We start from the raw sequence: 15209 nt of genomic DNA, 5'->3' as shown, positions 1-15209 counted from the left end.
GATTCAGTGAGATGAGGTGCTATGCATGTTTACGGATAAACGACTGACGGAAGCTTACGAAAAAGCGAGGGTGGAATACATCGATGAAACCTCGAACTATGTTTTTTTGAGCGATTGTCACAGGGGCGACGGAAGCCTTTCGGATGAATTTGCAAGGAACAAAAATATTTTTCTGTACGCTCTGGAATACTATTACAAAAATGAGTTTATATACGTAGAAAACGGGGACGGCGATGAACTGTGGGAGCACCATGAGTTCAAGCATATAAAAAATGCTCACCCTGAGGTATTTGCTATTCTGAAACGTTTTTATGACGAAAAGCGTCTGATCATGATTTATGGGAACCACAATATTTATCTGAAAAACGCGTGGTATGTGGAACAAAATTACTTTCGGAACTATGATGAATATACCGAGTTCTTCTACGATTTTCTTCCTGGAATCCGACCAATTGAAGCCTTGGTTTTGAAGGATCGCAATACAAAACAGGAAATTTTTGTCGTCCATGGTATGCAAGGGGATCTGCCCAACGACCAACTGTGGTATCCAACCATGCTTTCTTTGAAGTACTTTTGGCGGTTCCTGCACGCTTTCGGAGTCAAAAGTCCGACAAGCCCCGTAAAAAATATGAACAAACGGCATAAAATTGAAAAAAATTATGTGAAGTGGATCCAGAAGCATGAAAAAATGCTGATATGTGGACATACCCACCGTTTCAAATATCCGAAAACCAAAGATTTGCCTTATTTCAATTCGGGTTGCTGCATCTATCCGACAAGTATCACCGCCATTGAAATCACCGGTGGGGAGATCCAATTGGTCAGATGGAAAACACGCGTGAATGAAGACGGAATCTTGCAGATTAAACGAGAAGTCATGCGTGGGCCGGACCCGATCGCGAAATTTGATATCCGCGCGAGTGTGAAAAATGGGCCAGCAGCAGGGTAAACTTACTTTATCGACTCTTCTTGCAATTGCGAGAGGAGTTTTTTGTTCTCAACAAGGTGTTCAGATCTGACCACGGAATTGCGATCACTTGTTGCTCCAAATTTATTTGCTCTACTCATGGTTGGCTGATAGAATAGAGGAATGCTTTTAATTATTACAAGTAGGAGGAACAAATGGCAAAAAGAAAAACTTCAGCCAATCGTAAATTGTCTCGGCTGCTGATGCTGCTTATATGGTTTTTCATCCTGTCTTGGATCGAAATACATGAAGAGGTAGATCCGAATTCAAATCAGGATGGAACTTTCAGCACTTCGGTTATCCTTTCAGTAAATGATGCACCTCAATATGCAGGTGCAGATACAATCGAAATCAATGATGGAAAGAGTAACTTTGATTCTTCAGAATTGCAATATGACGGGGAAGGCTGGATCCATTACGGAGATTTGGATAAGCTGAACCGCGTCACAACGATGGATGCCATGATCACGCCGGAAATGTACCAGACGGGAACCGATGCGGACAGCAGCATATTGCCGACTGGTTGGTCGAAAAGCAATCAGAATGATTCCAATCCTAAACAGCTGAACCGCGGGCATCTGTTGGCTGATGTGCTGGGAGGAAGTGGTGAGGACTGGCGCAATCTGGTTACGTTGTACCGAAACGCAAATTATCCAGCCATGTATTTTGCCTCAGAGTTCATTGTCAGTGAAGCAATCCAGTCAGGCTCAACAGTCCGCTATCGGGTAACCCCCCTCTTCAGAGATGATGCGTTAATCTGCGAAGGGTTGCACATCATGGCGAAGAGCGTCAACGATGATTCAGTCGATCTGAATGTCTATGTCTTCAATGAGCCAAAAGATACTTTCGATTAAGTATTCAGCATAGATAAAGCCGCCTCAAAATAAAAATGAGGCGGCTTCTTATTTTTTGCAATAAAGCGGATTTTGCCGCTCCATAACTTTCTGTTTCCATTCATACAGTAAAACTCCGGTAAATCCTCCTGCGGTATCGATCAATACGTCGGAAAAGGCCGGCCCTCTTCCCGGAATGAAGGACTGATGGAACTCGTCTGAGGATGCATACAGAAAAACAAACAGAACAGCATAGAAAGCTGATTTCCCAGATAAACCTCGTTGTTTGCTGAATCGCAGAAACAAGATAGCCAGAATCAGATACTCAGTGAAATGGCCAGCCTTACGCACTAGGTAACTGAGGGCACCCTGAACGGAACTGCCGGGTCCAATCCCCAGTAACTTCAGCAATTCCAATAAGATTCCGCTGGTTTCGGACGAATCATGGCCATTTTGGTGGGACAAGAAAAAAATAACGGCCATCCATAGGGATAAAGCTAAAAATTTGGTGTCAAAAGTAAAACGCATGCAAGGGGTACCTCCATTCTATTGCATCAGTATAGCGCAGCAATCCATAACTGAAAAGTGGATAATGATGATTTTGCTTAATAATGGCCCGTGCTCATAACTGAATAAAAATTAGAAAAAATTCCACATCTCGGCAAAATTGTTATACAATAGAGTTGAGATATGACAGCGCTTACTTTCCGGTGTCCGGAGATACGTTACGCCGGCAAAAAACGCGCAATTCAACAGTAAAGGAGTCCTTTGCATGTCGCTTGAAGAAAAATACCGTATTCCGGTCGAGAAGCTGCGTTGGAGTTATCTGCATACCGGTGAACTGAATTTTTGCGAATCATCCAGGGATGTCCCTCCCTTGCAGGGCATCATCGGTCAGGATCGGGCCGTGAAATCGATGGACTTCGGGTTGGGAATGGCAGTGCCCGGCTACAATATCTTTGTTTCCGGACCACCGGGAACAGGAAAGAGCACCTACGTCCAGACCGTGGTGTCCCGTTTGGCCGAGAAAGGCAATACGCCCGATGATTGGTGCTATATCTACAATTTTACCGATCGGGACAAACCGATTGCGGTGTCTCTGCCTGCAGGGCAAGGCAAAATATTCCGCAATGACATGACCGAGTTCGTAGAGGATATGCGCAGCCTAATTCCGAAAACGTTCGAGAGCAGTGATTATGATCAACAGAAAGGCACCATCATCCAAGTGGTCCAAGAAAAGGTGGATTCTATTTTTCGAAATATTGAACAGGAAGCGCTCAAATCGGGATTCATTGTAAGGCAAGCACCTGGACGCGTGGCCTTGATCCCGATCAAAGACGGCAAGCAACTTTCCCCGGAAGAATACAAAGCTTTATCGGCAGAAGAACGTAAAATTATTGATGAAAATACCTACAAGCTTGAAAAGCGACTGGATGAAATTATCCGTGGTTCTCGTGCACTCGAAAAAGAGGCTGACAAACAGCTCAAAGAATTGGACAGGCAGATTACCCGGTTTGCGACGGAGCCTCCCATCGCCAGATTAAAAGAAAAATACGCATATTCGGAAAAAATCCAGGATTACCTCGACAAAGTGCAGACGGACATCACCGAAAACAACATCATTTTCCGTTTGGCCGATGCACCGCAAGCGCAAAATCCGTTTCAACTACCGGAAAACGACGGTGATCCCTTCATAAAATACAAAGTCAACCTCTTTGTGAACAACGAAAACAGTAAAGGCGCTCCGGCTATCATCGAACCTTTTACGAATTATTACAATATTTTCGGGAAAATCGAATATAAAAATCAATTCATGTACACGACGACTGATTTTACGATGGTGAAAGCCGGCGCCATCCATCAGGCAAACGGCGGATATCTTGTACTGCAGGCCAAAGATGTCCTTTTTGACCCATTTATGTGGGATGCCTTGAAAAAAGTGTTGAAACACCAACAAGCACTGATCGAGAACATCGGCGAGCAGTACCGCTATGTTCCGACCGTTACATTGAAACCAGAGACCATTCCATTGAATGTCAAAATCATTTTGATCGGTAGTCCAATATTCTACAAAGTACTGACCTATGATGAAGATTTCAGAAAACTTTTTAAAGTAAAAGTCGATTTCGATATCAGTATGGAACGGAACGAAGAGAACATAAGAAAATATGTTTCATTCATAAGCGCAATCTGCGAAGAAATGGGAATCCTCCATTTTGACCGTACCGGCTTAGGAAAAATAATCGAATACGGATCACGTCTTGCCGGTAATCAGGCCAAATTGTCCACTCAATTCAACGAAATCACTGAGATTGTACATGAATCCAGCGCCATCGCGAAATACGAAGGTGCAACGATCGTTTCCGATGTGCACGTGCAAAAAGCATTGGCTGAGAGGAAATACAGGGCCAATATGATTGAAGAAAAATTCCAGGAAATGTTATTGAAGAACAAGATCATGATCGATGTAGAAGATTCGGTCATAGGCCAAGTGAACGGCCTCTCGGTCATCCAGACCGAGGAATATGCTTTTGGCCATCCTACTCGGATCACCGCCCGGACCTATATCGGTTCGAACGGAGTGACAAACATCGAGCGCGAAACAAAAATGAGCGGCAGCAGCCATTCAAAAGGTGTATTGACGCTGGCAGGATTTCTGGGTTGGCAATTTGCGCAGGAAAAACCCCTGGCAGTGAGCGCCCAATTGACTTTTGAACAAAATTACGGTGGTGTCGACGGAGACAGTGCTTCCAGTGCTGAACTTTATGCGCTCCTGTCCAGCCTTGCCGATGTTCCGTTGAAGCAGAATCTAGCTGTCACGGGTTCCATCAATCAGAAAGGTGAAATCCAACCCATCGGAGGAGCCACCGAAAAAATCGAAAGCTTTTTCGATCTTTGTGGGGCGAAAGGTTTGACCGGAGAACAAGGGGTTATCATTCCGGAACAGAATGTGGACGATCTCATGCTGAAAGAGGAGATCATCGAGGCAGTGAATGCTGCCAAATTCCATATCTATTCCGTCAAAACGGTCGCGGAAGGGCTCGAGCTTCTGACAGGCCTGAATTGCGGAAAACGAGAACAAGACGGTAATTTTACACAAGGCAGTGTCTTCCGTAAAGTCCAAGAGAAGCTGGATAAATACAGCAAGAGTATTGAAGCTGCCCAAACTGCGCATGATCTGCTCAGCAATTACAGCAGTGACGAGTACGATTCAGAATGAACCCGTCTTCCGCTGATTTCCGCGCCTGTTTAAGTTGGAAAACAAGAGTTGAGCATGGACCGGAATGGTCTCTGTTCGACTCTTTTCATACATCAGGTAGAAAACTTCTGAATAAATGTCAATATTAAGATTATAAATATTGCGGATAAATAATATATTGATATAATGGATGTATAAAGTATAATTGCTAAGCGCCATCAAAAAAATTTTTTGCAACATTCGAAAATCTTTACAATATCAAACGGATTGGTGGGGTAAGTGATGAAAAAATTGCGGAAAGTTAAATCTCAATGGTGTGTCCTTACGGTTTGTGGATTGTCGGCTGTCATGATGATGGCAGCACCGGCTCCCCTTGGTTTGGCGGTAACTAGCGGAGTAAATACAAACCACCTTCTTGAGGTTGATTCCTCCGAAACAGAAGACGCTGATAGCATTGAGCGATTCTCCGTTTTTGATGAGGATATGAACAGTGCTGCTGATGATGTGCTGACCGAAGAACAAGCGACTGAATCAGTGGAAGTAGCAGAGGAAGCGGCATCGGACATCTCATCGGAAGTTCCCGCAGAAAAAAATCCTGCAAGCAATGAGGAGATTCCTCCAGAAAATGGAGAGATTCCGGTCGTCAGCGGTGATGTCGCTCCCGAACCGGATGAAGACACTACGATTCAGTCAGCACCCGTTGCTGCGGTATTACCAGAAGTGAAGGAAAGCTCTTCGGACGTAGTCGTTTCTTACACAGCCATCATTGCAAAAGGCGATTTTACCTTTGATAATTTGCCATGGGGCTATCCTGGCTACGCTTTCCGGTACATGACGAACGATTATACAGGGCAAAAAATCGAGGTTATCAGGGAATCACAGAACGGTCTTTACGCTTTGGCTGTACTGAACGGGGAAAAGCTGGGATGGGTCGATAAGCGCGCTTTGTCCGATATTGTCATCATCCCTAAAGTACAAGACCTAGCTTCGGCGAGTATTGTGGATTATACAGCACGTATCAGTGGGAAAGATTATTCTATCGATAGTTTGCCATGGGGCTACGCTGGCTACATGTATATGGGAACGAGCACAACTTATTTGGATCAGAAAATACAGGCTGAAAAAGAAACTGCGAATGGTCAATATGTCCTAATTTCCCTTAACGGCGAAAAGTTGGGCTGGATCGATAAGCGGGCTCTGTCAGACATTTACAGTCAGCCTAAAGTGCAGGATGTTGCATCAGCTCTGACGGTCGACTATGCCGCCCGGATCGGGGCAGCCGGGTTTTCCATCGACAGCCTGCCATGGGGCTACGCCGGTTACGCTCAGATGGCAACAAGTACGGATTATTTGAATGAAAGTGTACGGGCAGTCAAAGAGACCGCAAACGGCCTCTATGCGTTGATCGTTTTGAACGGCAACAGACTGGGCTGGATCGATAAACGTGCATTGACGGATATTCAAGTCGAGCTTAAAGTACAGGAACTCGCCACAGGAATAACGGTAGATTACGCAGCCACTGTGGCCGCAGGGGGTTTTTCTATCGATAACCTGCCGTGGGGCTACGCCGGATACGGGCAAATCGATACTACCAGTAACTTTATCGGGGAACGCATCCAGGCTGTACAAGAGTCACCAAACGGATTGTACGTGTTGATTTCTTCCAACGGGACCCGTTTGGGTTGGGTCGATAAGCGAGCCCTCGCAGATATCGCAGTTCCGCCAAAAGTCCAGGATGTTGCTTCCGCAATTGTTGTTGCCTATACGGCTGCCGTCACCTCACCTGGTTATTCGATCGACAGTCTGCCATGGGGCTACGCCGGTTATCAACAGATGGCCACTTCAACCGATTACCTCGGACAACGGTTTGAGGCCGTGAAAGAGACAGCCAACGGATCGTATGTGTTGCTTTCATTGAACGGTAAAAAAATCGGATGGGTCGACAAGAAAGCATTGGGTGAATTCAGTTACCGAGCGCAGGCACAGAATATTTCCGGTGGGATTGCCGTGAACTACTCTCCAACAATCGCGAAGGGCGGTTTTTCCGTTGATACTTTACCGTGGGGCTATCCAGGTTATCAATGGCGGACAAGCACGGACAGCTATGTCGGTCAACAAGTCGATGCCGTCAAGGAATCCGCGGACGGTCATTACGTCCTGCTTTCTCTTAACGGCAGTTACATCGGTTGGGTGGACAAAGCGGCACTCACGGGATTGCCTACCTATGCCAAAGGGCCGGATTGGACAGTAATCAACGGCTATTTCCGCAGCAACTCAGGAGTCAATTACTACATCGGCAACAGCTATATCATCGTAAGTTTGAGTCACCAAAGTGTTTGGGCTTATAAAGGCGAAACGAGGCTCGTTTCCGCTCCGGTCATCACCGGTAAACCATCGGCCAATAATGCTACGCCAAGGGGTTTGTTCTACATCCAGCCATTCAAACAGTCGCCATCCGTCCTGATCGGACCGGATTATGCATCGCCTGTCAGCTTCTGGATTCCGTTTGTCGGCAATATGATCGGTTTGCACGATTCGCCTTGGCAAACGCACGGCTATGGCGGCGATATTTATCTCTACTATGGTTCACATGGTTGCGTGAATACGCCATATGAAGCAGTTCGGACACTGTATTACAGTTATCCGGTAGGCACACCGGTTGTGGTCTATTAGAATCAAAAAGCAGGGCCGGTATTATCGGTTCTGCTTTTTTGTGCCATCGCGTCGGTAAAACGTTATACTTATGAAAACGAAGGGGAAGGTGACGGGAATGAAAATAGCCTTGCTTCAGATGATAGTCACAGCGGATAAGCAAACAAACCTAAACCGAGCAGAGGAACTGGTCAAAAAAGCAGCGCAAGGTGGAGCGGATATGGCGGTATTGCCGGAAATGTTCAATTGTCCTTATGCCAGTGCCTTTTTCCGAGAATACGCAGAGCCGAAAGGCGGGGAAACTTACCGGAGACTGTCGGAAATGGCGAAAAGAAATGCCGTCTATGTGGTCGGTGGTTCGATCCCGCAAATCAGGGACAACAAGATATACAACACAAGTTACACGTTCGATCGCCAAGGCAACGAGATCCACGACTACAGCAAAACCCACTTGTTCGATATTCAGGTCGACGGCGGGCAATCCTTCCGGGAATCCGATACGCTGACTCCTGGGGTCGGAATGGGTGTTTTCCAGACTGAATTCGGTCTTTTCGGCCTGGGCATCTGCTTTGACATCCGATTCCAAAGTGATTGGCAGCTGCTCCAAAAAAAAGGAGCACTCGTCTGCATTGTGCCTGGTGCATTCAACATGACTACCGGACCGGCGCATTGGGAATTGCTTTTCCGAGCGCGCGCTGTCGACAACCAGCTTTTCATGGTGGGGGTCAGCCCTGCACGCGATCTTGATTTCAGCTACCATGCTTATGGTCATTCGCTTGTAGTGGATCCATGGGGTTGTGTTTTGGCCCAACTGGGATTTGAGGAAGGTATTGCAATTGTAACGGTGGATCTCGAGCGGGTCCCATCCGTCAGAAGGCAAATCCCGATCCTTTAAAAAAGAATCCTCAAAATTGGGAATTCCGGAATAAAGGCCTGTCTTTGTGTACCGGAGCACTTACTTTTTTGCTATAATGAAAGTACACGAATGCACCAGTCCGTCATTTTTTGTGACTTTTGGTCGAAATACAGCAGAAAGAACAGCGCTGTATGTGAACTATACGATTTGAGAGAAGGAATCCTTTATGTCCAACGAAAAAATGTATATGACTGTCGATGGCAATGCTGCCGCAGCTTATGCATCTTATGCTTTTACTGAACTTTCAGGGATCTATCCCATCACACCGTCTTCCCCGATGGCCGATGCTGTCGATCATTGGGCGCAGGAGGGCCGCAAGAATATTTTTGGCCAAACTGTGAAAGTAACTCAGATGCAATCCGAAGCCGGAGCAGCGGGTACTGTGCACGGGGCGCTGCAAGCAGGCGCTTTGGCATGTTCCTACACATCCTCGCAAGGATTATTATTGATGATCCCCGATCTGTACAAAATGGCTGGGCAACTTTTACCCTCCGTCATCCATGTCGCCGCCCGGGCAGTTGGTGGTCATGCGCTTTCCATCTTCGGCGACCATTCGGACGTGATGGCCTGCAGACAGACCGGTTATGCCATGTTGGCTTCCTCCAGCGTTCAGGAAACGACGGATTTGGCCGCGGTCGCCCATTTGGCGGCGATTAAAGGGCGCGTACCGTTCCTGCATTTCTTCGACGGCTTCCGGACTTCGCATGAAATCCAAAAAATCGAGGTCCAATCATATGACGACCTCGCGGATATGCTGGATCAGGATGCATTGAAAGCGTTCCGTGAACGCAGTCTCAGCCCGAACCATCCAACATTGCGGGGAACGGCTCAGAATCCCGACGTCTTTTTCCAGACAAAAGAAGCCGCGAACAGGTATTACGATGCTGTTCCGGAAATTGTCGAAGGCTATATGGAAAAAATGAACAAATTGACTGGCCGGGACTACCGCCTGTTTAATTATCATGGTGCCGTGGATGCCGAGCGGGTCATCATCTGCATGGGCTCCGTATATGAAACAGCCTGCGAGACGGCTGACTACCTGAATCGCTTAGGGGAAAAAGTTGGTGTCCTCAATGTGCATCTTTATCGTCCCTTCAGCGTAGGGCACTTTATGAAGGCTTTACCGGATACTGTAAAACGGATTGCGGTACTTGACCGCACGAAAGAAGCCGGCTCCATCGGCGAACCGCTCTTTTTGGATATCGTGGCGGCCTTCAACAACCGAATTGAGCGTCCGATGGTCATCGGCGGACGCTATGGCTTGGGCTCGAAGGATACAACGCCTGAGCAAATTTTCGCAGTCTTCAAAAACCTGAAACAAGAGCAACCGCAGCACCCCTTCACGATCGGCATCAATGATGACGTCACCCACCTGTCACTTGCAATCGATGAACAGATCGATGTCCGTCAGGAAGGCACTTTTGAAGCGCAGTTCTGGGGTTTCGGTTCTGACGGTACTGTCGGAGCCAACAAAAATTCGATCAAAATCATCGGGGATCATACCGATATGCATGTACAAGCGTATTTTTCCTACGATTCGAAAAAATCGGGCGGCGTCACCATTTCCGATCTGCGTTTCGGCAAGGAGCCGATCCATGAGCCGTACCTGATCGAAAAGGCGGATTTTGTGGCTTGCCATAACCATGCCTACGTAAAAAAATATGATATGCTGAAGAACTTGAAACCGGGCGGCGCTTTCCTCCTGAATACCAATTGGCGCGCTGAGGATCTCGAAATGCGTTTGCCTGCCAAGATGAAACGATACATCGCCCAAAACAAGATTGACTTCTATACGATCGAAGCCATCAACCTCGCCAAGGAAATCGGGCTGGGCGGGCGGATCAACACGATCTGTCAAGCGGCCTTCTTCAAAATCCTGCCGGTCATACCTGCCGAAGAGGCAATGAAGCACATGAAGGAAGCCGCCCGTAAATCATACGGGCATAAAGGTGAAGCGATCATTTCCATGAATGAAAAAGCAATTGATGCCGGTATGGAAGCAGTCCAAAAAATCAGCATTCCGGATAGCTGGAAGGATGCGCAGGATGCGCCGGAAGCATTAAGAGAAGAACCGGATTTTGTCCGCAACATCGCCAGCATGATGGAACGGATGGAAGGCGACCAGTTGCCGGTCAGCGCCTTTGTGGACCGCGCTGACGGTACTTTCCCGCAGGGGACGACGAAATACGAGAAACGCGAAATCGCAGTACAGATACCGATCTGGAACCCTGAGGAATGCATCCAGTGCAATCAATGCTCCTTTGTTTGTCCGCATGCCGCCATCCGGCCGTTCCTGGCCACAGAAGACGAGGCAGCCAATGCCCCTGAAGGTGTGGAATTCCTGGACGGGATGCGCCCGTACAAAGACTATAAATACCGGATCCAAGTTTCCGCTGCCGATTGCACGGGCTGCGGTATCTGCGTCCTGACCTGTCCCGCCCGCAAAAAAGCGATCGAGATGAAAAACCGTGAAGACCATCTTGAAGAAAACAATAATTGGGATTATATGATCCGCCTGCCGCACAAGGAAAATCCGGTCGGCATCAATACGGTGAAAGGCAGCCAGTTTGAACAACCGTTGTTCGAGTTTTCCGGTGCCTGCGCCGGCTGTGGCGAAACGCCATACATCAAACTGGTCACCCAAGTGGTGGGCGATCGCATGCAGATCGCGAATGCGACTGGTTGTACGTCCATCTATGGGGGCTCTGCTCCTTCCACGCCGTACACAACCAATGATGCAGGCTGTGGACCGTCTTGGGCAAATTCCCTTTTGGAAGATAATGCGGAATTCGGCTTGGGGATGCACCATGCGACAAAACAGCTGCGCCTACGCACACTTGAATTGACAGGGAAACTTTTGAACTTACAGATAGCTGATTCGCTCAGATCAGCTGCAACGGCTTGGACTGAAGGGTTCAACGCCAAAAATGGCGCCCGCAAATTAGCTGAAGCTTACATCCAAGCTTTGGAAACTACGGACACAACGGATCCGGAAATACGCCAATTGGTCAATGAACTGACGGACTATAAGGACTATCTGATGAAGCGGTCCACCTGGATGATCGGCGGCGATGGTTGGGCCTATGATATCGGCTTCGGCGGAATCGACCATGTTCTCGCAAGCGGGGAAGATGTGAACATCCTCGTGCTGGATACCGAAGTCTATTCCAACACAGGCGGACAGGTTTCGAAATCGTCCAACCTGGGTGCCATCGCCGAGTTCGCTTCCGGTGGCAAATCCGTCCGCAAAAAAGACTTGGGCATGATGATGATGAATTACGGGTATGTCTATGTCGCACAGATTGCGATGGGCGCAAACCCTAGGCATACGCTGAAAGTCATTTCCGAGGCGGAGGCCTATGATGGGCCTTCCATCGTCATCGCGTATTCCCCATGCATCAGCCACGGCATCAAGTGCGGGTTGACCGTATCGCAAGAGCACGAAAAAGATGCAGTGGAAGTTGGCTATTGGCATCTTTACCGCTTCCACCCGGAAAACAAACTGAAAGGGAAAAACCCCTTCAAGTTGGATTCTAAGGAACCGCAGTTTGAATGTTTCCAGGATTTCCTGATGGAAGAGGTTCGCTACTCTTCCTTATACAACCAATATGATGCCGAGCATGTACAGGCTATCTTTGATGAGAGCCTCCTGGCTGCAAAAGACCGTTATCAGTCCTACGCACGCTTGGACTCTTTCACTGACTAGCATCAATCCGGACCAGTCGCTGCCCAATAGTAGCGACTGGCTTTTTTTGTTGCCCTCAGGCGGGCATCCTAATGTTTTGAGAAAAGGCCCGAGGAAGGCTATAATGAAGGAAAGAAAACGCTTTTCGGGAATGGGTTTACAAAAGAAAGCGAGGAACTGTCATGACCGCAGAAGTAGGGATATTGAACGCGAATGGAGTAGTGCTGGCAGCTGATTCCGCTCTGACGATGGGGAACAGCGAACAAATGAAAATATTCAATTCCGGAAATAAGATTTTTTCGTTGGGGCCGAGCCATTCGGTTGCCATGATGATGTTCGGGAATGTACAATTCATGGGGATTCCATGGGAAATCATCGTAACAGGCTTTCATCAGAAAATAGGTGCCCGGCCATTGGACTCGGTCTGGGATTACTGTACTGAATTTTTCAATTATCTTGAGAGTGTGGATGAGATCTACTCCTCGATCTATACCGAAGTGCTTATCATCGGGTATGCGGAGAATGTCTGCAATATTTTGGAGAATACGACGTATATACCTTCTCCTGGTACTTTTACTCTGGCGGATTACCAAAAAGCTGTCGAGGATAAAATTCCCGCTTTATTGAAAGAAAGCGAAAAAATGAAGAGCATCACCAAAAAGGCGCCGATCAAAGTTTTCGCCGATCGTTACGGGGAGAAACTGGATGAGGTTTTTAAGGAACTTTTCGATACGGTGTTCCTGGGCTTAAACCTCTATGACAAATTTAAGTCGGATCTTTATAAGCTTGTGCGGAATTATGTTTACAGCGACAGTTATTATCCCGACACCTACTCCGGCCTGGTGATCGCCGGTTTCGGCTTCGATGAGCTGTTCCCCAGCATCTATCAGTACGACATTTCCGGCGTCGTCGATAGAGTAATCAAAAAACGGCTGACTGTGCGCCAAATCGTGCTGAATGATTTCGCCGAAGACAGATGTTCATCGGCCATAGTTCCGTTTGCGCAACAGGATATGGTCCATACGGTCATAAACGGGATAGCGCCTGATCTGGAGGCCGATCTCGGAGAATTGCTCCGCGCTACACTCGAAAAACTCATTTCGGAACTGACCGAGAAAAAGTTGTTGAAGGAAAGCGATGTTCCGGAAATCAACAAACTGAAGGCGACGCTGATCGAATCGGGCCTGAATGCCTTCGACAATATGAAACAGGAACGGCATTTGACCCCCGTGTTGATGACGATCGATTCGATGCCGAAGGAAGAACTTGCTTTGATAGCTGAAACATTGGTCAACATCACCTCTTTCAAAGGGAAAATCTCCTTTGCGATGGAAACGGTCGGTGGACCAATCGATGTGCTTTTGATCACGAAGGGGGACGGTCCTATCTGGGTCAAGCGAAAGAACTACTTCAATCCCGACATCAATCGCCTGCGTTGATGAATCAGAGATTTCCCTCCGAAATTTCTATACTTGGTGTACAATGAATAAAATGAGTTTTATGAAGGGTGTTATTATGTATCTGAATATTCAAGAAACTGCCGATTATCTGGAAGTTCCGATCAGTGAAATCCATCGTTTGATCCGCGAACGGCAAGTCCGCATAATCGAGGTGGATGATGAAATATTACTGAATCGCGATCAGTTCAATTTTTTTATTGAACAAAGGGAAAAGTACAAACACGAATTGGAGGCCTATTTAAACACGCCTTTGCCGGAAGATCCTGACATCAAGGACGAAGATTGAAAAAAGCAGCGGGCTCTCAGATGATGAGAGTCCACTGCTTTTTTATTTAAAATATAAGCGATTCGGTAGGCTTACAAGTTTTGTTTGCGTCTGTATTCAGACCGTGAGAGCCCGCTTGCATCCAGATTTTCTACAGGAACTGGCTGTTCCTCTGTAAAGTTAGGTTTCGTTTTTTTGGTCGACTTTACAGCAGAGCGCTTCTTGGTTTTGAGCTTACCCGATTTGAACAGGTCCAACGCCAGGAAAACTGCGGCTGCAATAAAGAGACCGAACGAGAGAGCGCCTATCCAGCCGGATACGCCCAAGAGATCATCCAAAGTTGTCCGGAGATGGATGTATCTCAATAGTACGCCCAAGCCTGCGCAAAGGATCGCCCTTTTGGTGTTGCCGCTGGCCAGTTTCAAGCGCTTGTTGCCCTCCATAAGCATACTGAAGACAGCAATCGCATAACTGATGAGTGCGGCATACAGGAGCATATTGTGCACTCCCGTGATGTTCGCCAAAAAATCGCCGGCCATCGTTTGCGTATCGAGGAAAAGGAAAAATGTACCAAAGAAGACGCCGAGTATACCATTTCTGAAATGAGTGCCATGCTTTTTCAGCAATTTATTCAAGTTGGCCGAAAAGGAGAGGAATGCCAGTGCGTAGCAAGCGATGGCTACGTAGAGCGTCAAGTCGGAAATGCCTGTTCTGGCAACTATGAGCTGATCGCTGGCTGTTTGGGTGTGCAGATAGAGGAACCCGGTCCCCAATATCAAGCCGGATACGCCGCTACGGATTCGGGCACTTGCTTCGCGTTTTTGCTTACTTTTTCCAAACAGAACTTGTAGAGTGGACAGGCCTAAAAATGCGAACGAAAGGTAAAAACCAAGGTCCGTAAGGCCGACTATGCTGCCGATAGCAGTAGCCTGCTGCAGGTATCCAAAGAGTATACCGAGAAGCACTGACGTAAATGGAAATCTGGACTCCTTGCCGTTGCGTTGTCTCATAATATGAATGAATGTCAGGATAAGTAGAAAAACGATGATGATCGGGTAGGTCATGCCTAATCCCCCTTGTATGTCTATTTGCTCTGAAAAAATTGCGGAATAACGCTTTTTTTTGCGATTCAGGAGCAGTCAAAAGATATCATAACACAGATTTATGATGCATTTGTTTCGGAATGACGATTATTTTATTAAGAAAGTATGACCTGTTCCAACATATGACAA

10 protein-coding genes are annotated in these 15209 nt (G+C 47.2%); 8 read left to right on the top strand and 2 right to left on the bottom strand.

Annotation, left to right across the window (positions count from 1 at the left end):
• The first annotated feature begins 25 nt into the window (after nucleotides 1-25).
• Both ACKPCD_RS09080 and ACKPCD_RS09075 read left to right on the top strand, forming a co-directional pair.
• Nucleotides 26-949, top strand: a complete 924-nt coding sequence (locus tag ACKPCD_RS09080; RefSeq protein WP_321433009.1) for a metallophosphoesterase — start codon at nucleotides 26-28, stop codon at nucleotides 947-949.
• Nucleotides 950-1122: 173 nt separating this feature from the next.
• Nucleotides 1123-1821: a DNA/RNA non-specific endonuclease gene (locus tag ACKPCD_RS09075; protein ID WP_321433008.1), complete on the top strand. Its 699-nt coding sequence runs from the start codon at nucleotides 1123-1125 to the stop codon at nucleotides 1819-1821.
• Nucleotides 1822-1869: 48 nt separating this feature from the next.
• Here ACKPCD_RS09075 and ACKPCD_RS09070 read toward each other — a convergent pair whose 3' ends face one another.
• Nucleotides 1870-2328 carry a VanZ family protein gene (locus tag ACKPCD_RS09070; protein ID WP_321433007.1) on the bottom strand — a complete coding sequence of 153 codons (459 nt, stop codon included), beginning with the start codon at nucleotides 2326-2328 and terminating at the stop codon, nucleotides 1870-1872.
• Between the two features lie 244 nt (nucleotides 2329-2572).
• Here ACKPCD_RS09070 and ACKPCD_RS09065 point away from each other — a divergent pair, with 244 nt between their 5' ends.
• The 6 genes from ACKPCD_RS09065 to ACKPCD_RS09040 all read left to right on the top strand — a co-directional run bounded on the left by ACKPCD_RS09065 (nucleotide 2573) and on the right by ACKPCD_RS09040 (nucleotide 13998).
• The gene (locus tag ACKPCD_RS09065) at nucleotides 2573-5020 is read left to right on the top strand and encodes an AAA family ATPase (protein WP_321433006.1); all 2448 of its coding nucleotides are present in this window, start codon (nucleotides 2573-2575) and stop codon (nucleotides 5018-5020) included.
• Between the two features lie 261 nt (nucleotides 5021-5281).
• Entirely contained in the window at nucleotides 5282-7672 is a 2391-nt protein-coding gene (locus ACKPCD_RS09060) for a L,D-transpeptidase family protein (RefSeq protein ID WP_321433005.1), read from the top strand.
• Nucleotides 7673-7769: 97 nt separating this feature from the next.
• Complete coding sequence (locus ACKPCD_RS09055) at nucleotides 7770-8546, top strand: carbon-nitrogen hydrolase family protein (protein WP_321433004.1); 777 nt, start codon at nucleotides 7770-7772, stop codon at nucleotides 8544-8546.
• 187 nt (nucleotides 8547-8733) lie between these two features.
• A complete protein-coding gene (gene nifJ, locus ACKPCD_RS09050; protein ID WP_321433003.1) occupies nucleotides 8734-12273 on the top strand; it encodes a pyruvate:ferredoxin (flavodoxin) oxidoreductase in 3540 nt (1179 codons plus the stop codon).
• A 161-nt stretch (nucleotides 12274-12434) separates the two neighbouring features.
• Nucleotides 12435-13691, top strand: coding sequence for a hypothetical protein (locus tag ACKPCD_RS09045; RefSeq protein ID WP_321433002.1), 1257 nt, complete (start codon nucleotides 12435-12437; stop codon nucleotides 13689-13691).
• 76 nt (nucleotides 13692-13767) lie between these two features.
• A complete protein-coding gene (locus ACKPCD_RS09040; RefSeq protein WP_086988004.1) occupies nucleotides 13768-13998 on the top strand; it encodes a MerR family transcriptional regulator in 231 nt (76 codons plus the stop codon).
• Between the two features lie 71 nt (nucleotides 13999-14069).
• On the opposite strand, the gene ACKPCD_RS09035 is transcribed toward ACKPCD_RS09040, so the two are convergent.
• Nucleotides 14070-15041 (bottom strand): hypothetical protein, encoded by a 972-nt coding sequence (locus ACKPCD_RS09035; RefSeq protein ID WP_321433001.1) that lies wholly within the window; start codon nucleotides 15039-15041, stop codon nucleotides 14070-14072.
• Nucleotides 15042-15209 lie beyond the last annotated feature (168 nt).

The sequence above is a fragment of the Trichococcus flocculiformis genome (assembly GCF_963662535.1).
Taxonomy (GTDB): Bacteria; Bacillota; Bacilli; order Lactobacillales; family Aerococcaceae; genus Trichococcus; species Trichococcus flocculiformis.
The sequence above is the reverse complement of the archived record's forward strand: the minus strand, read 5'-3'. Positions and strand labels throughout refer to the sequence as shown.